Below are 21890 nucleotides of genomic sequence, written 5' to 3'. Positions count from 1 at the left end.
ATGTTCTTGGCCAGGTCGAGGCCGACAGTGGTAACCTGCATGGGATGGCTCCTCTCAATCGCAGATTCTGACACCTGCAGTATGGCGCATTGCGACGCCGGGAGCGGGAGCCATCCACCCCATCTGCTCAGGGCCGGACGTTTCGAGTGACGCGGGACGCTCGGGCCCCGTGGGCTGTTTATCCGCTGCCTGTGCTTAGCTACCTACCAAGCGCTCCCGATTTGCTATCTTTCTCCTGCGCCTTCTTGACCCGGCAGCTTGATACTCGCCGTTCGGTTTGTACCGAGTTCCACTCCAGCGTGCTCAGACCAGTACGTCGAAACCACTACACAACCACTACACATTTTCGGCGGCGCGTGGCCTTAGTGTACTGTTATATATAGTGAAATATGGGGGTTCGAGTCCGTGTGGGGGCACCATTCAAACCCGTAGAGATGAACGTGTTGATGGTCGCCCGCGTGGGGAAGGCCTGTGCTTTTCCAGGCGCTGCAACAACTCTACACCAGTTGGCTTCTTGATCGCGGGGCTCCAGCCGTTGTGGGGCAACGGACAATGATCGCCCAAGAGCAAACGACCACCGAAAATCACAGGACGTAACGACTGGCCGACACGCCTTGGGCGATGGTCGAACGATGCTGCGCAAGGCATGGCTCCGAGGACTGCCGCAGGAGAGATGGCCAAAGAATTCGGCTGCGAAGGGGGCACTTTCTGCCACATTGTGCAACGTGGTGACGGTCCCGGTTATCCATCACCTGACCGCGCCTGAGCAGAAGCATGGGCCGGGGGCAGGGCATGACCTGTGCCGGAGACGGTCATCCTGCCGCGCGGAGCTGTCCTCTCGCGCAGCGGGGCGGGCGATTGCAATGCTCAGGGCCCGCGCGCAGTCTGCCGGGGACTGATGGCCCAAGGCCGAGTGCGGGCTTTCGGTGCTATCGTCTGCGGCCCGGACAGTGATGACGGTTCGTGCGTGGGCCGGGTTGCGGAACATGGTCCCGTTGAGACGACCCTCCGCGGCCTTCCGTGGTACCCGATCAGGGCTGTCGGTTCACGCGCCGCTCGGCACCCCGAGATCAAGGTGTCCGGAGACGCCGCAAGGCACGCCCGGGCAATATCGTCGGCCAGGTGCGCGCCCGAAAGCGCTGACCGTTGGCGCCCGGTCATGGACGAAATCCGGCGCTCCCGCAGACCGGCAGTCGTTTTCAGGGCAAACGACGACACGGCGCGCGCATTGGGCCGCGCCTCGACCAGCATCGGGATGCGCGTCCCGACTGACCTTGCGCCGGGCCTTTCGCTTGCGCGCCGTCAGCTCTCCCTCGCGGCAGAGCCGGTTGACGCCGGAGGGCTCGCCCTCGCGCCGCAGCGGCACGAAAAGCCTCCGCCCTGCCGGACAATGGATTGCCGAACCGTCGGCGCGCGTTGGCCAGCTCCCGCAACCGTTCACGCAGTATCGTGTCCGGTGCAGGCTGCGCCAGCCGGGCAAGGGATGATCCGCGCGTCCTTGCACCTCGTTCGCTTCGGTGTCCGTCCTCAAGATGGGCCGGACTCTCAACGACGCTGGAGGAAAATCCCGTGGCAGGTCAGAGCGCCTGCCCCCAATGAAGGGGCAGGGCCCTTGCGCCGCCGAACGGAATCATGCCCCTTTCTGCGCCGACCGGTTCCGCCTGCGCTGCCGGAAGGGGGCGCCGGGCCAAAGGTCCTGGCCCGGGAGGGCGCGTCAGAGTGCGTTCAGCCGGGCCATCTGTGCGGCGGGGAGGGTCAGGGCGGCGGCCTCGATATTGGCGCGCAAGTGGCTGCGCCGCGAGGTGCCCGGGATCACCAGGATGTTGGGGCTGCGCGCCAGCAGCCAGGCCAGGGCGACCTGCTGGGGGCTCTGGCCCATCTCGGTCGCGACGGCATCGAGGGTCGCGGATTGCAGCGGGCTGAAACCGCCCAGCGGGAAGTAGGGCACATAGGCGATGCCGGCCTCGGCCAGGTTGTCGATCAGCGCGTCGTCGCCCCGGAAGGCCAGGTTGTACTGGTTCTGCACGCAGACCACGGGGGCGATGTCACGGGCAATGCGGACCTGATCCGCGCTGACCGTGCTGATGCCGATATGGTCGATCAGGCCCTCGTCCTGCATCGCCCGCATGGCGCGCATCGGGGTGGCGATGTCATCCTCGGGGCCGCCCATGCGCAGGTTGACGATCGCCATGCGATCCAGACCCAGACGGGTCAGGTTGTCCTCGACCGAGCGGCGCAGGAAACCGGCGTCGCGCTGCAGGTTCCAGGCGCCGTCCTCGCTGCGCCAGGCGCCGATCTTGGTGACCAGCACGAGGGGGGCGGGGTAGGGATGCAGCGCGTCGCGGATCACCTCGTTGGTGACATGGGGGCCGTAGAAGTCGCTGGTGTCGATATGGTCGATGCCCAGGCTCAGGGCCTCGCGCAGGACGGCGCGGGCCTCCTCGGGATCCTTCGGCGGGCCCATCACATGGGGCCCGGCCAGCTGCATGGCGCCGTAGCCCATGCGGTTCACGCTCAGATCCGTGCCGGGGAAGGTGAAGCGACCGGCGGCGGCTGCGGGAGTGGTCATGGAAATCTCCTTCGTTCCTGACGCATAGATGCGCCGGGAAACGTCGTTTGAAAATACCGGTCAATCCGAATAGCCTGTTCGGCATGTCAAACAGTCTTGATGATCTGGGCGTCTTCGTGGCGGTGGTCCGGGCTGGCGGGTTCCGCAGCGCCGCGCGCGGGCTGGGCCTGTCGCCCGCCACGGTGAGCGAGACGATCGCGCGGCTTGAGGCGCGGCTGGACACCCGGTTGCTGACCCGGACCACCCGCAGCGTCACCCCGACCGAGGCCGGGCGCGAGCTGGCCGCCCGGATCGCGCCGCTGCTGGCAGAGGCCGAGGATGCCCTGGCGGCGGTGCAGAGCCGGCGCGGCACGCTGCACGGGCGCCTGGTGCTGAACGTGCCGGGCGCGGTGATGGTCGACATCCTGCCACCGCTGATCGAGGCCTTCATGGCCCTGCATCCGGAGGTCGAGGTCGAGATCATGGTGGATGACCGCATGGTCGATGCTGTGGCCGCGCAATGCGATGCCGGGATCCGCTACGGAGAGGCGCTGGCCCAGGACATGATCGCGGTGCCGCTGGGGCCGCGCCGGCAGCAGGCGGCGCTGGCGGCGGCGCCCTCCTACCTGGCGCGGGCGGGGGTGCCGGCCCATCCGCGCGACCTGCTGGGCCACGATTGCCTGAGGGGGCGCTTCAGCAGCGGCGCGCCGATCCCCTGGGAGTTCGAGCGCGACGGCGAGGCGATCACCCTCGACGTGCCGGCGCGGCTGACCATCGGCACCAATGGCGCGGCGGCGATGATCGGCCACGCGATCTCGGGGATGGGTCTGTGCATGGCGTTCCGCAACTGGCTGGAGCCGCATTTCGCCAGCGGCGCGCTGGTGCCGGTGCTGGCGGACTGGTGGCCGGCCTTCGAGGGGCCGTACCTGTATTTCCACGGTCGCCGCCCGCCGCCACCGCTGCGCGCCTTCGTCGATTTCCTGCGCGCAGAGGGGCGGGACGGGGCCTGAGGCCGCTCAGGGATGCAGCGGCCACAGATGCGGTGCCATCAGCACGGTGACGACCCCGGCCAGAATGTTCAGCGGCAGCCCCAGGCGCAGGAAGTCGGTGAAGCGGTAGCCGCCGGCGTTGTAGACCATGGTGTTGGTCTGATAGCCGATCGGGGTCGAGAAACTGGCCGAGGCGCCGAACATCACCATCACCACGAAGGCCCGGGGATCAAGGCCCAGGCTGTGCGCCACCCCCACCGCGATGGGGGTCAGGATCACCGCCACGGCGTTGTTGGTCACCACCTCCGTCAGCACCGAGGCGACGGCATAGATCAGTGTCAGCGCGACCAGCGGGCTGGCGTGCTGCAACGGCTCCGACAGGGCGCCCACGATCAGCGCCATGGCGCCGCTTTTCTCAAGCGCGGTGCCCAGCACCAGCATCGACACAATCAGCAGCAGCAGACGCCCGTCGATGGCGCCCAGCCCCTCTTCGGGTTCGACGCAGCGGGTCAGCAGCACCACGGCGGCCCCGATGATGGCCAGCGGCAGGATCGGTGCCAGGTTGAAGGTGGCGCCCAGCACCACCAGCGCCAGAACGGCCAGCGCCAGGGGGGCCTTGCCCCGCCGGAAGGCCTGCACCTTCAGCGGCGCCAGCAGCACCAGATCCTGATCGCGGGCCAGCCGGGCGATGTCCTCGGGGGCGCCGTCCAGCAGCACGGTGTCGCCGGGGCGCAGCTCCAACGCCGGTTCGCCCAGATCCAGCGCGCTGCCCTGGCGGTGCACCGCGATCGGATAGACGCCGTGGCTGCGGCGCCAGCCCAGGGTGGCGAAACTGCCCAGCCGGGTCTTCACCAGCGCCTCGACCATCTGGTGACGGCGGATGCCGACGGATTCGGTGCCGGAAATCTGCAGGCCCCGCGTCTCGGTGCCGCGAAAGCCCAGGACCTCGGTGTCGGGCGCATGCAGCACCACCCGGTCTCCGGCCTGAAGCACCTCGTCCTGCAACTGGCGGCGCAGGGAAACATCGCCGCGGATCAGGTCCACCAGACGGGTGGAACGGCGGCGGAACTCGGCCACCTCGCGCAGCGGGCGCCCGATCAGGGCCGATCCCTGCGGCACGAACAGTTCCACCTGCCAGGACCGCGAGGCGCGCAGGGCGCTGCTGTCGGCCAGCGCCTGGCGTACCGGCAGCACCCTTGGCGTCACCAGCGCCAGATAGGCGCCCCCCACCAGCGCCAGCACGATGCCCAGCGGTGCGATCTCGAACAGGGAGAAGGCCGGCAGGCCCAGCCCGTGCGACACGCCATCCACCAGCAGGTTGGTCGAGGTGCCGATCAGCGTGCAGGTGCCCCCCAGGATCACCGTGAAGCTGAGCGGCATCAGCAGCCGCGAGGCGCTGGTGCCCATCTGCCGCGCCAGCCCGAAGACCACGGGGATCAGGATCATCACGACGGGAGTGTTGTTCATGAAGGCCGAGGCCAGCCCGGCCAGACCGAAGAAGCCGGCCATGGTCAGCACGGGGCGGGCGCCCAGCTGGCGGCCCAGCCCCTCGGCCACGGCCTCAAGCACCCCGGTGCGCACCAGTGCGGCGCTCAGCACGAACATGGCGCCGATGGTGGCGGGGGCGGGGTTGCTGAGCGCCTTCAGCACATCCTCGACCGAGACGAGCCCGACCAGCAGCGCCAGCGCGACCCCGCCGAGGGCCGTCACTTCGGCCGAGAAACGTTCGGTCAGGAAAAGGATGAAAACAAGGACGATCAGGACAATCGCCCCATAAGGCGCGTAGGGTCCGAGGTCGAAAAGCATTTGCGGGTCCAGGGAGAATGCCGTGCTGTTCCGCGCTGACGGCAAGGCGCGTGGCGGGACAATCCCCGGGCCAGCGCCGAACATGACAGATTCTCGGGGCGCGCGCGCGGGAATTCTGCGATCCCCGCGCGCGGGCGGTCGGCTCGGCGCGAACCTGCCACAGGGGCCGGCCTGCGGGGCTCAGGCGGCGGGCGCGCTCCAGTAGGCGGCAAGGTAGTGGCGGTTGCGCGGCAGGGCGCCCTCTGCCTGCACCCTCTGACGGACCTCGCGCACGATGGCGGCTTCGCCCGCGACCCAGAGGAACAGGCCCGGTTCCGTCAGCGGGCAGGCGGCCAGCGCGGGGGCCAGGGTCTCTCCGGCGGTGCGGTCCAGCCAGCGCAGGCGGAAGCCCTCGGGGATCTCCTCAAGCAGGCGGTCGGCGGGGTCGCCGGTTTCGATCAGCACCTCTCCGGTGGTGCCGGGGGCGGCCTTCGCCAGGATGTCGCGGATCGCGGGCAGGGCGGTTTCATCCCCCGCCATCAGCAGGTGGCGGGCCGAAGGGGCGGTGCCGCCCCCGGGCCCCGAGACCATCACCGCATCGCCGGGGCGCGCCCGCGTCGCCCAGTCCGAGGAGGGGCCGCCGGCATGTTCGTAAAGATCGAAGCTGAACCAGCCGGTGTCCGGATCGCGCTGCACGAAGGTGAAGACCGCGCGGTGCAGCTTGTCCGCGCCCGCAGGCCAGACGGTGCGGCCCTTGTCGTTCAGGGCGGGCCAGACCGGCGCGCGCCCCTCGGGCGGCAGCAGCAGGGTGAAATGCATCCCCCCCTCCATCAGCTCGGCGGTGCCGGGGCAGTCCATTTCAAGGCGCAGGAAATGCGGACTGAGCCGGGTGATCCGCCGCAGCCGGGCCGGGTGCATCCCCGGCGGCAGCCCTTCGGAGACGGGAAGGCCCTGCCAGCTGATCGCCGGGGCGGCCTCGGGGCAGACCTGGTCGATCATGAAGATTGCCCCCTCGCACAGCTGGTGACGGAAGGCGGTGTCCTCGCCCGCAACCTCAAGGCGGAAGCCGCCGGGAGTGGCGTGCAGGGTGGTGGTGCCGCGCGGCAGCACCATGCGCACCCAGTCGGGCCCCTGTTCCATCGGCAGGTCGTAGCCGTTCAGGTAGCTGCGGGTGCGCGCCAGCAGGTCGTCGGGGCAGGGGCCGGAGTACTGGGCGGTGGCGGTGTGGGGATGGGTCATGGGGGATCTCCCGGTCAGCAGGGAATGACCATCGGCGTGCCGCTGACCGGATCGGGATGAACCAGCGCGGACAGGCCGAAGGCGGCATGAAGGGTGTCGGGGGTCAGCACGGCGGAGGGGGCGCCTTCGGCGACCAGCCCATCGGGCCCGAGCAGGATCAGGTGGTCGGAAAAGCGTGCCGCGAGCGAGAGGTCGTGCAGCACGCTGACCACCGTGAGGCCGCGGTCGCGGTTCAGCCGTTGCAGCAGCCGCAGCACCTCGATCTGGTGCACCAAATCAAGGAAGGTCGTCGGTTCGTCCAGCAGCAGGTGGCGCGGGGTCTGCGCCAGCACCAGCGCGATCCAGGCGCGCTGGCGCTGTCCGCCGGACAGCGCGGCCAGCGGACGGGTCGCCAGATCCTCCAGTGCGACGGCGGCCAGGGCTTCGCGGCAGGCGGCCTCGTCGCTGTCGCGCCAGGGTCCCAGCAGGCCGCGCCAGGGAATGCGGCCCCGGCGCACCAGATCGCGCACGGTGATGCCCTCGGGGGCTACGGGGGATTGCGGCAGGATCGCCAGGCGCCGGGCCAGGGCGCGGCTGTCGTACTGGCCCAGCGGTTCGCCCGCCAGCAGCACGGCGCCCGCTTGCGGCGCGGACAGCCGCGCAAGGGCCTTCAGCAGGGTGGACTTGCCGCAGCCATTGGGGCCGAGGATGGCGGTGACGCGGCCCTCGGGGATTTGCAGCGACAGGCGCTCCAGCACCGGGCGGCGGTCGTAGCCCAGGGTCAGGTCTCGGGTTTCCAGCATCAGAGCTCGCCTTTCTTCATCTCGCGCGACAGGCGCCAGAGCAGGTAGGGGGCGCCCAGCAGCCCGGTGACGACGCCCGCCGGCAGGCTGAGGCCCGGGATCGTGGCGCGCGCCAGCAGGTCGGCGGCGACGACGATCATCGCCCCGGTCAGCGCGGCGGCGGCCATCCGGGGGGCCAGCGCCGTCCGGCCCAGCAGGCGGGCGCCCAGGGGCCCGGCCATCAGCGCGACGAAGGGCAGGGGCCCCGCGACACTGACCGCCAGTGCCGCCAGCAGCACGCCGGTCACGGCAATGGCGATGCGGGCACGCCCGGGATGCAGGCCAAGGCCCGCCGCCAGCTCCTCGCCCAGATCAAGCGCCTCCAGCCGGCGGATCTGGGACAGCGCCAGCAGGCCGAGCACGGCAAGACCCGCCGCCAGCAGGGCGACATGGCCCCAGTTGCGGGCGTTCAGCGATCCGGTCAGCCAGCGCTGCGCATCGGCGGCCTGTTCGGGGGGCAGCGCCGTCATCAGGAAGCTGGAGGCCGCCTGGGTCAGGAACCCCACCCCCAGACCGACCAGCACCAGCACCAGCGGCGCCAGCGCCTGCCCGGGTTTCCACGCCAGCAGCAGCACCAGCGCCGCCGCGATCAGCCCGCCCAGTGCGGCGACCAGCGGCACCGGAAGGCCCAGCCCCAGGGTCATGGCCAGCACGATCGCCAGCCCCGCGCCCGAGGTAAAGCCCATCAGGTCGGGCGCCGCCAGCGGGTTGCGGAACAGGGTCTGGAACAGCATCCCCGACAGGCCAAGCGCCGCGCCGGTGCCAAGGGCCGCCGCCACGCGTGGCCCCCGGATCACCGCCAGCACCAGATGGGCGGGCCCCTCGGCGCCGCTCAGCCCCTGCCACAGTTGCAGCGGCGAGAGCGCCAGCTGGCCACGCATCAGCGCCAGCGCACAAAGCGCCAGCAGGGCGAGAAGCATCAGAAGAAGCCGCCTCATGCGCCCTCTCCCGGGCGCAGGCGGCGGGCGATCCACAGGAAGACCGGCCCGCCCAGAAGCGCGGTCATGACGCCGGCGCGGATTTCCCCCGGGGGGATCAGCAGGCGACCGGCGATATCGGCCAGCAGCAGAAGCCCGGCGCCCAGCAGGGCGGCGGCGATCAGGCCGCCGCGCATCTCGGTGCCCATGATGCGGCGCGCCAGCGGCGGCACCACAAGGCCGAGGAAGGCGATGGGGCCGGCGACGGCCACCGCCGCCCCGGTGCACAGGGTGACTGCCAGCAGCGCCCCCGCCAGAACGCGACCGGGATGGGTGCCAAGGCCCCGCGCCAGCGCACCGCCCAGCGACAGCGCCTCCAGCCGCGGTGCCAGCAGCAGCGCCAGCACGATGCCGCAGAGCGCCAGCAGCGCGAGGCCCGTCAGCGGGCGTTGCCCGGCCTCGGCCAGCGATCCGGCGACCCAGAAGCGGAAGACATCCAGGCTTTCGCGGCGCAGCAGCACCAGCAGCGACACCAGCGACAGCAGGAAGGCATTGAGCGCGACCCCCGCCAGCGTCAGCCGCACCGGGCCGGCATCCCCCGCCAGACCGCCGCCCAGCGAAAAGACCGCCAGCGCGGCAAGCCCGGCACCCGGCAGGGTCAGCAGCGACAGGCTGGCGGCATCGCCGCGCCCCAGAAGCGTGGCCCCCAGAAGCAGAGAGAAGGCCGCCCCCGCATTCACCCCCAGCAGGCCCGGATCGGCCAGCGGGTTGCGGGTGACGGCCTGCATGACCATGCCCGCGACGCCAAGCGCGGCCCCGGCGATCAGTCCGGCGACAAGGCGCGGCAGGCGGATCTCAAGCAGGGTGATCTGGGCGGGGTCGGTCGGGTCGTAATGGCCGAGCAGGGCCGCCAGATCGGCGGGCGCAATGCCGCGCGCCCCGGCCAGCATCGCCAGCAGCATGATCGCCACCAGCCCCGCGCCCAGCAGAAGCAGTCGCATGTTCATCCCGCCAGGCCGTTTTCCACGGCAGAGGGCACGGGCGTTGCGGGATCGCCGTCCAGCGCCAGGTTGAACTCCGGCTCCAGCCGGTCGATGGCCCAGGGCAGCGAGAGCACCGAGCCGAAGGACAGCGCGCCGCCCAGCTCTTCTCCGGCGAAGACCTCTCGGCCCTCGCGCACGGCGCGCAGGGTGCGCCGCATCGGCAGCGCGGCCAGGTCCCGCGCATGGGCCGCGTCCGAGATCCAGACCAGCAGGTCGGCGTCGATGGGCGAAAGGTCCTCGGGCGAGAGGTTGGCGTAGAAATCGCTGATCGGGGTCAGCCCGGCATAGCCCGGCGGATCGACAAAGCCCATGTCGCGCAGGAAACGGCGGCGGGCGTCCTGGGCAAGGAAGACGCCGGTCTCGCCGCCGTCATGCCAGGCGGCAGCGGCGGTGCGGCCCTGCCAGTGCGGGTTGCGGGCGCGGATCTTGTCGAAATGCGCGGTGGCCTCGCGCGTCAGCCGCTCGGCCTCGGCCTCGCGCCCGATGGCGCGTCCGATCAGCGACAGTTCCAGCTGCCAGGGGGTGCCGTAGACCGGCACGTCGGCGGGCTGGACCAGCACCGGGGCGATCATCGACAGCAGCTGGTACTCGGCCGCGCTGAGGGCGGCGCCGATGGCGACGATCAGGTCGGGGGCGAGGCCCGCGATGGTCTCGGCGGAGGGTTCGCCGCGCAGCACCACGGGCTTTTCGGACCCGGCGAGCGGCTGCGCCCAGGGCCAGAGGCCGTCCTGATAGGGGCCGTACCAGTAGCGCAGCGCCACCGGGGGCAGTCCAAGGGCCAGCAGGCTGTCCTGGGTCGCGTAGCCCAGAGAGACGACGCGGCGCGCCGGCGCCTTCAGCACCGCTTCGCCGAAGGCGTTGGGGAAGCGCAGGCTGTCATCGGCACGCAGCAGGGCGGGGGCGGCCAAGGCCGCCCCCAGTCCCGTCAGCACCGCCCGGCGATCGGGGCGAAAGACGCGGCTCACCAGCGGTACCGCAGGGTGGCCGAGACCTCGCGCCCTTCGCCGTAGTAGTTGGTGCCGTAGTAGTTCACCGCCACGTACTGCTTGTCGAAAAGGTTGGTGACGTTCAGCGACAGGTCGACGTTCTTCTGCAGCGCATAGGTCATGGCGACATCGACCAGCGTGCGCGCGCCCTGAGAGCTGGTATTGGCATCGTCCGAATAGGACTGGCCGACATAGCGCAGCCCGCCGCCCAGCGTCAGGTCGCCCCGGCTGTCGTTGCCCGGCAGGGTCCAGTCGGCCCAGAGCGCGGCCACCTGCTTGGGCACGAAGGCGGGGCGGTTGCCGGTGTTGCCGGAAATGCCGTCCTCGCGGATCTCGGCATCCCAGAGCGACCAGGAGGCGGTCAGGTCGAGGTTCTTCGTCAGCTCTCCCTTGGCTTCAAGCTCCAGCCCGCGCACGCCGACCTTGCCGATGGTGGCATAGGTGGTGGGGCTGGTCTGGGTGCGCACGTTGGTCTGCGTCAGGTCGAAGTAGGAGGCGGTGAACAGCGCGTTCATCCCCTCGGGGCGGTATTTCACGCCGACCTCGTACTGCGTGCCCTCGGTCGGTTCGGTGGCTTCCGAGAAGACATCGGGCGGGTTGAAGGATTGCGAGTAGTTGGCGAAGACCGAGAGGTTCGGCGTGGCCTTGTAGGTCAGCCCCAGGCGCCCGGTGGTCTTGGTGTAGGTCGTGTCGGTGGTGGTGCCCGCCAGGTTGTCCTGAAGCTTCATGTCGACGTCGTCGTAGCGCAGCCCGCCGGTGACGATCCACTTGTCGGCGAAGGTGAATTCCTGCTGGGCATAGACCGCCTTGGTGGTCAGCTCGGGCACCCAGTCGTAGTAGACGGTCGACAGGTCGATGCAGGCGGTGCCGCAATATTGCGGGTCGTAGATGTCGATCCCCCCGGCGGTGCCGTAGAGGTCCTTCTCGGTCACCTTGATCCAGGTGTATTCGGCGCCGACCAGGGTGCGGCTTTTTACGCCGCCGAAGGTGCCGTCGAATTGCAGGCGGTTGTCCACGCCCATCTGCCGGGAGTCGCTGTAGACCGCCCAGCTGCTGCGGTCGGCGCTGGCATCGGTGGAGGCACCGTAGACTTCCTCGTAATCCATGTCGAAGCTGGAATAGCGCCCGACCTGGTGGAAGCTGAGGCCGCCGCCGAAGTCATGGTCGAACATCCAGCCGACCGAGCGTTCGGTGGTGTCGACGCGGTTGAAATCGGGTTCCCCCAGGAAGGTCGAGGGATCAAGACCGCTGTCGGCGGGCAGGCCGGTGCCGGGGGTGCCGTTGCGCTGGTTGTACTCCAGGAAGGTCGTCAGCTTTGTTGCGGAACTCGGTGTCCAGCTCAGGCTGAGCAGGGCGAACTTGCGGTCATCATTGGAGTAATCATAGGTCTTGGCGCCGTCCTGCACCTTGGCGGTGACCCGGTAGGACAGCGTGCCGGACTTGTTCAGCACATCGCCGAAATCGGTGCCGACTTCGGTGTGATCCTTGCCGAGCGTGGTATAGGCCTCTCCGAAGCGGTAGGATTTCGGGGTCTTGGTCACCGCGTTGACCAGCCCGCCCGGGGCGTTCAGCCCGTAGAGCGAGGAGGTCGAGCCCTTCAGCACCTCGACGCGCTCGTAGGCATAGGGTTCGCGGCGCGAATAGGTCCAGCCGAAGCCGCGCACCGGCAGGCCGTCGCGGTAGGTGCCAAGCGCCATCTCGTCGAAGCCGCGGATGCGGTAGGTGTCGTAGCGGTCATCGCCGCCGCCCCATTCGTCGGTGACCACCCCGGCGGTGTAGCTCAGGATCTCTTCCAGGTCCTTGGCGCCGCGGGTCTCGATCTCCTTGGCGGTGATCACCGAGACGGAGGCGGAACTGTCCAGCGCGTCGGTCTCCATCTTGGAGCCGGTGCCATTGCCTTTCGCGGCGATGGTGGTGCTGTCGTCGTCGCCCTCCACGGCGATGGCCGAAAGGTCGGTGACATCCTGGGCCTGCGCGGTCAACGGCAGCAGCGCGGTCGAGGCCAGCAGGGCCAGCAGCAGGGGACGGCAGGAACGGGGGGCGGGGGGCGATCGGAACACGGGCAGCGCTTCTCGTTTGAGGGCAAGGAGAAAGCTGGCTGGACCGATGGGACTCGCGGGCTTGAATTCCTGAGTCGTTTAGGTGGTTAAAATCTTCGGCGCAATCCAGCCGATCCGAAAAATCCGGAAAAAGCGCGGGGTGATGCAACCGGGTCCCGGGCGGGGCTGGTCGGGCCTTAGCCGACGTTCAGGGCCAGGTCCTCTTCCATGGCCGCGATCAGCAGGTGCAGCAGCGCATGGGCCACCGGCGCGATGGTGCTGCCGTGACGGGTGACGATGCAGCTGCGGCTGCCCGCCAGCAGGTCGCTGCGGATCGGCAGCTCGACCATCTGGTCGTCCTGGCCCAGGTCCGCCCGGTCGCGGTCGGCGGTGATCGCGTAGCCCAGACCGGTGCGCGCCAGCTGGAACGCCGCCGAAAAGGAATTGGTCGTCACCGCCGCCGTCAGGGTGACGCCTTCGGAAAGCTCTGCCAGCCGCAGCAGCCGGCGCACCCCCAGCTGGTCCTGCAGCAGGATGCCCGGCCAAGGCGCCAGGTCGGCCAGCCGAACCTCGGGGCCCAGCTGCGCCAGCGGATGATCGCGGTGCACCAGCGCCGCCATGCTGTGGTGCACCTCGTGGTGGATGCGCAGCCAGGGGCTTTCGGGGGGCTGGAAGATCACCCCGATGTCGGCCTGGCCGTCGATGATGCGGCTGGCGATCTCGCGCGTGCTCTCGATCGTGAGGTTCAGCGTCACGCCGCTGCGCGCGGCGAGGAACTCGGCCACGCCGCAGGTGGCGAACCAGCGCACGAAACCCTCTCCGACGGCCAGTTCGATATGGCCGCTCTCGGCGGCCTGGATCTTGCGGATGCGGTCGAAAAGCTGCCCCTCGCGCAGCGACTGGCGGCGGCAATGGGCGGCCACCAGCTCTCCGATCTCGGTCACTTGAACGCCGCGGCCCTGCCGGCGCAGCAGCGTCGCACCCAGTTCCTCCTCCAGGGCGGCCACCGCCCGGCTGACCGCCGAGGCGTCGATATGCAGCCGCTCTGCCGCCGCCCGGACCGATCCCGTCTCGATCACTTCGAGGAAATAGCCCAGACGCCGGCCCGAAAGGCGCGAGATGCTCATGTCATGCTCCGTTGCATTAATTGCAACGAAACTAGGAGAAACGTGTCATTGGTGCAATCTCCTGCCGATTCTAAGGTCCGGCCAATGTCCCGCAGGAAGGACGCCAGGAGAGGTGACGACAGATGGCCATGACCGAGAGCAACCTGATGCAGGGGCCGCGCCCGCTGCTGGCCGGCAAGGCCAAGCTGATCATCGGGGGGCTGATCCTTGTCGCCCTGGCCGAGATGATCGGCCGGGTGGGCTTCAAGCTGGGGCCGGGGCAGGTGACGCTTCTGCCGATGCTCTGGGCGCTGCTGATGGCGGCGCTCTGGGGCGGGCTGCACCGGCGGCTGCCGGGGGCGCTGGCGGTGTCGCCGCAGGTCCAGGCCTGGGCCAGTGCCGCGCTTGGCGTCGGCGTCATGCTGTTCCTGTCGCGCATGGGGCTGACGGTGGGCCAGTCGCTGCCCACGGTGATCGCCTCGGGCCCGGCGCTGATCTTCCAGGAGCTCGGGCATTTCCTGGGCACCATCGTCATCGGGCTGCCGCTGGCGCTGGTGCTGGGGATGAAGCGCGAGGCCGTGGGGGCCACCTTCTCCATCGGGCGGGAGGGCAGCCTGATGATCATCGGAGAGCGCTACGGCCTCAACAGTGCCGAGGGGCGCGGCGTGCTGGGGGAATACATCACCGGCACCGTGCTGGGGGCGATTTTCCTGGCAAGCTTCGCGGGTTTCCTGGCCAGCCTCGGGGTGTTTGACCCGCGCTCGCTCGCCATGGGGGCGGGGGTCGGATCGGCCAGCCTCATGGCGGCCTCTCTTGGTGCGGTGATGGCGCAAACCGATCCCGCCCAGCACGAGACCCTGACGGCGCTGGCCGCCACCGCCAACATGCTGACCGGCATCGTCGGCTTCTACTTCACCATGCTGGTGTCGCTGCCACTGTGTTCCTGGCTCTATCACCGGCTGGAGCCGGTGCTGGGCCGGCTGACCCGGCGCGGTCGCGCGCCGCAGGACACCGAGGCCGGCATGGAGGCGATTGCGGCGCCGCCCTTCGGCTGGGGCGACCGGCTGCTGGCCTGGGGCTTTGTGGTGCTGGGCGCGGCGCTGGCCAACCACCTGGGCTACGGCGCCGACCTGCTGCAATCCCTGGCCGGCTGCCTGCTGCTGATGGTCCCGGTGGTGATCGCCGCCGCGCTGCGCCAGCGCTTCGCCCGCTTCCCCGAGATGATCGCCCTGTCGCTGATGACGGCGGTGGTGGCGGTGCCGGGGCTGCTGCCGGCCTTCGCGCCGCTGGTGGCGCTGGCCGCCAAGATGAACTTCCTCGCCTTCACCACGCCGGTTCTGGCGCTGGCGGGTTTCTCGGTCGCGCGGGACCTGCCGGTGTTCCGCCGGCTGGGCTGGCGGATCGTCGCCGTCTCGCTGGCTGCCGAGGCCGCGACCTTCCTGGGCGCCGTGCTGGTGGCCGAGCTGTTCCACTGATCCCGGGCGGGCCGCCCGGCCCGCCGCAACTGCCTGCGGAGAGACAAGATGCTGTCGAATTCCCTGCCGGCGTTCGAGGCCGACATCCTGGAGCGGATGGTCGCCTGGCGCCACGATTTCCACGAAAACCCCGAGACCGGCTTCGAGGAGCACCGCACCGGCGGCATCGTCGCCGAAACGCTGGAGCGGCTGGGCTACGAGGTGCATCGCGGCCTGGGGCGCACCGGCGTGGTCGGCGTGCTGAGGAACGGCGAGGGGCCCTCCATCGGGCTGCGCGCGGACATGGATGCGCTCGACATGGATGAGCTGGGAGATGTGCCGTGGAAGTCCAAGGTGCCGGGCAAGATGCATGGCTGCGGTCATGACGGCCATACCGCGATCCTGCTGGGCACGGCGGAATACCTTGCCCGCCACCGGCCCTTCAGCGGCACGGTCCACCTGATCTTCCAGCCCGCCGAGGAAAACCTGGGCGGCGCCCGGGAGATGGTGGCCGACGGCCTGTTCGAGCAGTTCCCGATGGACAGCGTCTACGGGCTGCACAACATGCCCAATCTGGCGACCGGGCGCATCGGCATGTGCTACGGCGCCGCCGCTGCCGCCTACGACAATTTCGAGATTACCATCACCGGCAAGGGCGGCCATGGCGCCGTGCCCGAGCTGACCATCGACCCGGTGCTGATCCAGGCGCAGCTGGTCAATGCCCTTCAGGGCATCGTCAGCCGCAACCTTGGCGGGCTGGACGCCGGGGTGGTTTCGGTCACGCGGGTTCATGGCGGGAACACCTGGAACGTGGTGCCCGAACAGGTCGTGCTGGGCGGCACCGCGCGCAGCTTCGATCCTGCGGTGCGCGACCGGATCGAGACGCGGATGAACGCGCTTTGCGCGGGGCTTGCCGCTGCCCACGGTGCCCAGATCACGCTGGATTACGCCCGCGGCTACCCGACCCTGATCAATGCCGAGGCCCAGACCGACCGGGCCCGCGAAGCCGCCACGCGGCAGCTGGGTGCGGACCATGTCGAGGTGATCGAACGCCCGATGATGGGTTCCGAGGATTTCGCCTACATGCTGGAGAAATGCCCGGGCGCCTATGTGCTGGTCGGCTCGGGGCGCAGTGCCTCGGATCCGATGCCGCACAATCCCTATTACGACTTCAACGACGAGATCCTGCCCATCGCGGCGGGCTTCTTTGCCGGTCTGGTGGCGCAGGAACTGCCGCGCCGCTGAGGCGGATCCGGCGTCCGGGGCAGGCCCCCGGGCGCCGTTGCGGCTCAGACCGTCCAGACGCGGTCGAGCAGAGAGAGCCAGTTCTCGCCCATGATGCGGCGGATCTTGGTCTCGGACCAGCCGGCGCGCTGCATGGCGGCGGTCAGGTTGGGGAAGTCGGCGACGCTTTCCAGCCCGTCGGGAAACTCGACCTTCCAGATCTCGGTCAGCTGGCGGGCATAGCCCTTGTCGCGGTTGAGGTATTCGAAGAACTTCGCGCCGTAGCCCATGGTGAAATCGGTGCCGAAGCCCACGCTTTCCTCGCCCACCAGGTTCACGATGTAGTCGATGGCGGCGACGTAATCGTCGATCGTGGCATCGTTGCCGGCCGCCAGGAAGGGCGGGAACATGGTCACGCCGACAAAGCCCTCGTGTTCGGCGATGAAGCGCAGCTGATCGTCGGTCTTGTTGCGGGGATGGGCCTTCAGGCCATAGGGCAGGCAGTGGCTGTAGGCGACGGGGCGTTTGGAGGCCTCGATCACGTCGCGGGAGGTCTGCGGGCCGACATGGCTCAGGTCGCAGAGCATGCCGACGCGGTTCATCTCGGCCACGACCTCATGGCCGAAGTCCGACAGGCCGCTGTCGCGCCCCTCGTAGCAGCCGCTGCCGACCAGGTTCTGGGTGTTGTAGGTCATCTGCACGATGCCCACGCCCATGTCCTTGAACAGCTCGATGTATTCCAGGCGGTCCTCGAAGGCGGTGGTGTTCTGGAAGCCCAGCACGATGCCGGTCTTGCCCTCGGCCTTGGCGCGGCGGATGTCGTCGGTGCTGCGCGCCTTCAGCAGGCTGTCGGAATGGGCGCGGATCATGCCGTTCCAGGCGCCGATGTTGCGCATCGTGTCGCGGAAGCCTTCCCAGACCGAGCAGGTGCAGTTCGCCGCCGTCAGCCCGCCCGCGCGCATCGCGCCAAAGACCTCGGGGCCCCAGTCCGAGATGATGAGCCCGTCGAACACGATCAGATCGTCATGCAAGCTTTGCTGTGCCATTGGTTTCGTAAGTCCTTCGTATCAAAGATAGATGTTGCGCACGATCGCATCGTGATCGCCCGCCATGGCCCGCACGTCGCCGCCATCGACGACCTTGCCGTCGCGCAGCACGATGAAGCGGTCCGCCGCCCGGAAGGCGAGGTTGAGGTTCTGTTCGACCATCAGCAGGGTCATGCCCTCGGCCTTCAGGCTGTCGATGATCTGCGCGACCTCCTCGCAGAACTGCGGAGAGAGCCCGCCCGAGGGTTCATCAAGCAGCAGCAGCCCCGGGCGCGACATCAGCGCGCGTCCGATGGCGACCATCTGCTGCTCGCCCCCCGAGAGGGTTCGGGTCGCCTGCTTGCGGCGCTCGGCCAGGCGGGGGAAGCGTTCGTAGATCCCGGCCAGGGTCTGCGCGGCACTGTCGCCGCCCCGCCGCATGGCCCCGAGGCGCAGGTTGTCCTCGACCGAGAGGTCGGGGAAGAGATCGCGCGCCTGGCTGACCTGGGCGATGCCGTGGCGAAAGATCCTGTGCGGCGCGAGGCCCGCGATCTCGGTGCCACGGTAGCGGATGGAGCCGGCGGTGACCTTGACGAAGCCGCAGATCACGTTGAGCGAGGTCGACTTGCCCGACCCGTTGGCCCCCAGCAGCGTCAGGCATTCGCCGGGCCGCACGTCGTAGCTGGCGCCGGTCAGGATCGGCTTCTTGCCATAGCCGGCCTCAAGGTCGGTGATGGTCAGCAGCGGGTCGGTGGGGGTGTCATGCGTAACCAAGGTAGGCCTCCAGGACGGCGCGGTCTTCGCGGATTTCGGGCACGGTGCCATCGGCGATCCGCTTGCCCGCCGCCATCACCAGGATGCGGTCGGCGACCGACATCACCAGTTCCACCGCATGTTCGATCAGCAGGATGCCGACGCCCTTTTCGCCGGCCAGACGCCGGATGATCTCCAGCATCTGGTCGCGGGCGACGGGCGAGAGGCCCACCGCCGGTTCGTCCAGCAGCAGCACGGGGGGATCGGAGGCGACGGTGCGCACGATCTCGACGATGCGCTGCTGGCCGCCGGACAGATCGCCGGCGCGGTGATCGGCCATGTGGTCCATCGACATGAGTTTCAGCAGGTCATGGGCCTGGGCGCGGGCGGCCTGTTCGGCCTCGATGGCGTGGCGGCGCCCCAGCACGATGTCGAGGAAACTGCCCGGGGTCTGGGCGTGCAGCCCGGTCATGACGTTTTCCAGCACCGTCAGTGCCGGGAACAGCCCGCCGTTCTGGAAGGTGCGCCGCACGCCGTGTTCGGCGATGGCATGGGGGCTTTGCCCGGCCAGGTCGCGCCCCTGCAGCAGCACCGCGCCGCTGGTCGGGGTGACATAGCCCGAGATGGCGTTGAAGAGGGTCGTCTTGCCGGCGCCGTTCGGCCCGATGACGGCGCGCACCTCGCCTTCGCGCAGGGTGAAGGAGACGTCGTCCAGCGCCGTCAGACCCGAGAAACGGACCCCGAGGGAGGAGACCTGGAGAAGATCGCTCATGCTGTCATTCCCTGTAGTAGCGTTCGGAGAAGAGCGGCGAGGCGCGCCGCAGCAACGAGGCCAGGCCCATCGGCAGCACCAGCAGCACGGCACCGACGATCAGACCGAAGAACAGCTCTTCCAGGCCGGGGAAGGCGCGCAGATACTCGGGCAGGGCGGTCAGCAGCACGGCCCCCAGCACGGCGCCGAGGATGGAACCGAGCCCCCCCACCAGCACCATCGCGAAGCTGGAGATCAGCTGGATCATCCCGAAGCTTTCCGGGAAGACATGGCCGACGTGACGGGCAAAGAGCGCGCCCGCGCAGCCGGTGACGAAGCCCGACCAGGCGAAGGTCATCAGGATGATGCGGGCGGTGGGAATGCCGAGCGAGGCGGTGGCGACCTCGTTCTCGCGCACGGCCATGATGGCGCGCCCCAGCCGCGAGCGCAGCAGGTTGGAGGTGGCCTTGATCAGCAGCACCGCGACCAGCAGGAAGACGTAGAACTTCACCTTGTCGTCGCTGAGCGAGAAGCCGAAGAGCGTCTCTTTCGGCAGCGCGAGGCCGTTGGTGCCGCCGGTGACGGGACGGGCGTGCACGTAGACCCACCGCATCAGCTCTCCGAAGGCGAGGGTGATGATGGCCAGGTAATAGGCGCGGATGCCGCGCAGCGCGGCAGAAGAGGCAACGAAGCCGCCAAGCGCACCGACCAGGCCCGAAAGCGGGATGGTGACGATCCAGGGCAGGCCCAGCGTGGCGCTGAGGATCGCGCTGGCATAGGCGCCAAGGCCGAAGAAGGCGGTATTGGCAAAGGCCAGCTGCCCGAGGTTGCCGATCACCAGCGAAAAGCCCAGCGTGACCAGCGCGGCGATCAACATGCCGTTGGCGACGAACTGGGTGTATTCGTTGGTCAGCAGCGGCAGCGCCAGCAGCAGCACGGGAACGGCCCAGAACAGGCGGCGGCGCAGGCGGGGAAGAGAGGAAACCTGCATCTTACACCTTCACCACGGCCTTGCGCCCAAACAGGCCCTGCGGGCGCAGGAACAGCACCAGCACGATGACCAGATAGGCGGTGATCTCGATCAGGGAGGTGTCGATATAGGCGCCGGCATATTGCTCGGCCACGCCCAGGATCAGCCCGCCCAGCACCGCGCCGAAGGGGGCGCCGAAACCGCCCAGGGTCATTGCGGCGAAGCCCTTGATCAGGAAACTGGCGCCCAGATCGGGGTGCAGCAGCGACACCGGCGCGATCAGGATGCCGCCGATGGCGCCCAGGGCCGCCCCGACGCCCCAGCTGAAATCATCGAACAGCTCGACGTTGAGCCCGATGAGACGCGCGCCCCGGGGGCTCTGGTAGACCGCCTGCACCATCTTGCCCAGATCGGTGAAGGCCAGCAGGCCGAAGAGCGTCAGCAGCAGCACGAGGACGGTGCCGATGATGAAGACCGCATCCCCGGTGATCACCAGATTGCCGATGAAGATCGGCTCGATGTCGAAGACGCGGGGCATCGGAAGGACCTCGCGGCCCCAGACCATGCGGGCGATGCCGCGCAGCACGTAGCCGGCGGCGATGCACATCAGCGCCAGACCGATATGCGGGCCGCCCCGGACCCGGCGGATCAGGCCGCGGCTGAACAGCACCCCGAGCACGAACATCGCCAGCACCGCCAGCACGGCCGCGGGCAGGAAGGCCACCCCGGCGATCACCACCAGAACGTAGCTGATGAAGGCCCCGGCCATGACGAAATCGCCATGTCCGAAGTTGACCACGGTGGTCGAGCGGTAGACGACGGTCAGCGAAAGCGCGACCAGCGCGTAGATTGCGCCCTGGGAGAGACCTCCCAAAGTCAGTTGTAGAAACATCGGTCTGTCCTGCGAGTTGCGGGTCCGGTCCGGGTCCCGCCCGGCGAAGGGGCGGGGCCCGGGTGGTCCTGGTCTCAGTGGGGGATCAGTAGGGCTGGCCCCAGGCCTTCAGCACGGTGGGCTTGCCATCGACAAAGCCCGCCACCGCCGAGCCCTTGACGCCCTGGTGATCCTCAGGCGTCCAGGTGATCGGGTCCGACAGGATCCCGGTGTCGAAATCATGCACCTGGTTCAGTGCGTCGATCAGCTTGCTCCGGGTCAGGTCGGGTCCCACGGCCTTGAGCGCGGCAACCAGCGCCTCGGCCGAGCCGATGGAGACGAAGCTGAAGGTGCTGAGCTGTTCGTCGGGGTAGTACTTGTGGATCATGTCGGCCCAGGGCTTCATCTTGGGGCCGTCCAGATTGTCGATATAGGAGTGGATCACGTAGTAGTTCTTCACTGTGTCGAAATCGCCGGTGCGCTTCATCGTGTTCTCAAGATCGGTGCCGGCGGTGCCCATGACGGGGATGTCGCCCAGCCCGTATTTCTTCAGGTCCCGCAGGAAGATCGCGGTTTCGGCCTCGTAGAGGGCGGCGATGATGAAGTCGGGCTTGTCCTGGCGCAGCCTGAGGACCTGGGCGGTGGCGTCGGTCTCGCCGCGCTCCATGGTCAGCTCTTCGGTCGGGGTGACGCCATGCTCTTCCAGATAGGCGCGGGCCGGGTCGGAATAGCTGTGCGCCCAGTCGTTGGAATGCTCGATGATGGCGACCTTCTTGGTGTCGGGCTTGGAAAGCACGAAGGCGGCCATGGCGCGACCATTGGCGCTGCCGGTGGGCACGCCGTGGAAGATGTTCTTCGCCAGCGGATCGGAGATCGAGTCGCTCACCGCATGGGCGACGATCCAGGGCACGCCGGAATCCTCGATGATCGGGCGCATGGCCAGCGCCACGCCCGAGCAGGAATTGCCCTGCAGCATGAAGACCTTGTCCTGCGAAAGCAGCTTCTTGGCGGCGGCGATGCCCTTGGCGCTGTCGCAGGCGGTGTCCTCCTGCACGGCGACCAGCTTGCGACCGTAGATCCCGCCTTCGTCGTTGATCTTGTCGTAATAGGCCATCATCCCGATCAGCGCCTTGCTGTAGGAGGCCGCGTTGCCGGAAAACGGCCCCATGACGCCGATGGTGATGGCGTCATCGCTGAGGCCCTCGGTTTCCCAGTCCTGCGACTGGGCCTGCGCGGTGACGGCGCTGGCGGCAAGCACGGCGCAGGCCAGCACTGTTTTCAGTCTCTTCATTCCAGTCTCCTGTTGGCAATAGTCATTCCCTGCACCCGCGCGGAAGGCGACGGGCACATGCGGGGTCTCTGCGGACCC

General features: G+C 68.8%; 18 protein-coding genes and 1 pseudogene. 3 read left to right on the top strand and 16 right to left on the bottom strand.

The window, feature by feature from the left end:
• Positions 1-748 precede the first annotated feature (748 nt).
• Both KM176_RS25045 and KM176_RS22100 read right to left on the bottom strand, forming a co-directional pair.
• Positions 749-1460 (bottom strand): annotated as a pseudogene (locus KM176_RS25045) (hypothetical protein); the annotation flags it as partial.
• Positions 1461-1714: 254 nt separating this feature from the next.
• Entirely contained in the window at positions 1715-2569 is an 855-nt protein-coding gene (locus KM176_RS22100; protein ID WP_160896723.1) for an oxidoreductase, read from the bottom strand.
• A gap of 83 nt (positions 2570-2652) precedes the next feature.
• Between KM176_RS22100 and KM176_RS22095 the strand changes: the two genes are divergently transcribed.
• Positions 2653-3558 (top strand): LysR family transcriptional regulator, encoded by a 906-nt coding sequence (locus tag KM176_RS22095; RefSeq protein WP_160896722.1) that lies wholly within the window; start codon positions 2653-2655, stop codon positions 3556-3558.
• Between the two features lie 6 nt (positions 3559-3564).
• Here KM176_RS22095 and KM176_RS22090 read toward each other — a convergent pair whose 3' ends face one another.
• From KM176_RS22090 to KM176_RS22055, 8 genes are all read right to left on the bottom strand, one after another.
• Positions 3565-5343, bottom strand: coding sequence for an SLC13 family permease (locus KM176_RS22090; protein ID WP_160896721.1), 1779 nt, complete (start codon positions 5341-5343; stop codon positions 3565-3567).
• Between the two features lie 180 nt (positions 5344-5523).
• Positions 5524-6561, bottom strand: coding sequence for a siderophore-interacting protein (locus tag KM176_RS22085; protein WP_160896720.1), 1038 nt, complete (start codon positions 6559-6561; stop codon positions 5524-5526).
• A 14-nt stretch (positions 6562-6575) separates the two neighbouring features.
• Positions 6576-7343, bottom strand: a complete 768-nt coding sequence (locus KM176_RS22080) for an ABC transporter ATP-binding protein (protein ID WP_160896719.1) — start codon at positions 7341-7343, stop codon at positions 6576-6578.
• The gene (locus KM176_RS22075; protein ID WP_160896718.1) at positions 7343-8320 is read right to left on the bottom strand and encodes a FecCD family ABC transporter permease; all 978 of its coding nucleotides are present in this window, start codon (positions 8318-8320) and stop codon (positions 7343-7345) included. The genes KM176_RS22080 and KM176_RS22075 overlap by 1 nt, the downstream gene beginning before the upstream one ends.
• Positions 8317-9300, bottom strand: a complete 984-nt coding sequence (locus KM176_RS22070; RefSeq protein WP_160896717.1) for a FecCD family ABC transporter permease — start codon at positions 9298-9300, stop codon at positions 8317-8319. The genes KM176_RS22075 and KM176_RS22070 overlap by 4 nt, the downstream gene beginning before the upstream one ends.
• A 2-nt stretch (positions 9301-9302) precedes the next feature.
• Complete coding sequence (locus KM176_RS22065; protein ID WP_311136196.1) at positions 9303-10307, bottom strand: ABC transporter substrate-binding protein; 1005 nt, start codon at positions 10305-10307, stop codon at positions 9303-9305.
• Positions 10304-12388, bottom strand: a complete 2085-nt coding sequence (locus KM176_RS22060) for a TonB-dependent siderophore receptor (RefSeq protein ID WP_311136195.1) — start codon at positions 12386-12388, stop codon at positions 10304-10306. Before KM176_RS22060 ends, KM176_RS22065 begins: the two co-directional genes overlap by 4 nt.
• A 176-nt stretch (positions 12389-12564) precedes the next feature.
• The gene (locus KM176_RS22055) at positions 12565-13494 is read right to left on the bottom strand and encodes a LysR family transcriptional regulator (protein ID WP_160896716.1); all 930 of its coding nucleotides are present in this window, start codon (positions 13492-13494) and stop codon (positions 12565-12567) included.
• A 122-nt stretch (positions 13495-13616) separates the two neighbouring features.
• On the opposite strand from KM176_RS22055, the gene KM176_RS22050 reads away from it, so the two are divergent.
• The gene (locus tag KM176_RS22050; protein WP_202398068.1) at positions 13617-14948 is read left to right on the top strand and encodes a DUF3100 domain-containing protein; all 1332 of its coding nucleotides are present in this window, start codon (positions 13617-13619) and stop codon (positions 14946-14948) included.
• A 48-nt stretch (positions 14949-14996) separates the two neighbouring features.
• The gene (locus tag KM176_RS22045) at positions 14997-16172 is read left to right on the top strand and encodes a M20 aminoacylase family protein (RefSeq protein WP_160896715.1); all 1176 of its coding nucleotides are present in this window, start codon (positions 14997-14999) and stop codon (positions 16170-16172) included.
• A gap of 44 nt (positions 16173-16216) precedes the next feature.
• Here the strand turns inward: KM176_RS22045 and KM176_RS22040 are convergent, their stop codons facing one another.
• The 6 genes from KM176_RS22040 to KM176_RS22015 form a co-directional block, all read right to left on the bottom strand.
• A complete protein-coding gene (locus KM176_RS22040) occupies positions 16217-17197 on the bottom strand; it encodes a dipeptidase (RefSeq protein ID WP_160896714.1) in 981 nt (326 codons plus the stop codon).
• Between the two features lie 21 nt (positions 17198-17218).
• Entirely contained in the window at positions 17219-17950 is a 732-nt protein-coding gene (locus KM176_RS22035; protein WP_236045419.1) for an ABC transporter ATP-binding protein, read from the bottom strand.
• Complete coding sequence (locus KM176_RS22030) at positions 17937-18701, bottom strand: ABC transporter ATP-binding protein (protein WP_160896712.1); 765 nt, start codon at positions 18699-18701, stop codon at positions 17937-17939. Before KM176_RS22030 ends, KM176_RS22035 begins: the two co-directional genes overlap by 14 nt.
• A gap of 4 nt (positions 18702-18705) precedes the next feature.
• Positions 18706-19671 carry a branched-chain amino acid ABC transporter permease gene (locus KM176_RS22025; protein WP_160896711.1) on the bottom strand — a complete coding sequence of 322 codons (966 nt, stop codon included), beginning with the start codon at positions 19669-19671 and terminating at the stop codon, positions 18706-18708.
• A gap of 1 nt (position 19672) precedes the next feature.
• Positions 19673-20542, bottom strand: a complete 870-nt coding sequence (locus tag KM176_RS22020; protein WP_160896710.1) for a branched-chain amino acid ABC transporter permease — start codon at positions 20540-20542, stop codon at positions 19673-19675.
• Positions 20543-20627: 85 nt separating this feature from the next.
• Complete coding sequence (locus tag KM176_RS22015; protein WP_160896709.1) at positions 20628-21812, bottom strand: ABC transporter substrate-binding protein; 1185 nt, start codon at positions 21810-21812, stop codon at positions 20628-20630.
• Positions 21813-21890 lie beyond the last annotated feature (78 nt).

This window comes from Pseudooceanicola endophyticus (genome assembly GCF_018760365.1).
In the GTDB taxonomy this organism is placed as follows: Bacteria; Pseudomonadota; Alphaproteobacteria; order Rhodobacterales; family Rhodobacteraceae; genus Pseudooceanicola; species Pseudooceanicola endophyticus.
Note: the sequence above shows the minus strand (reverse complement) of the source record. Positions and strands in the feature narration are given on the sequence as shown.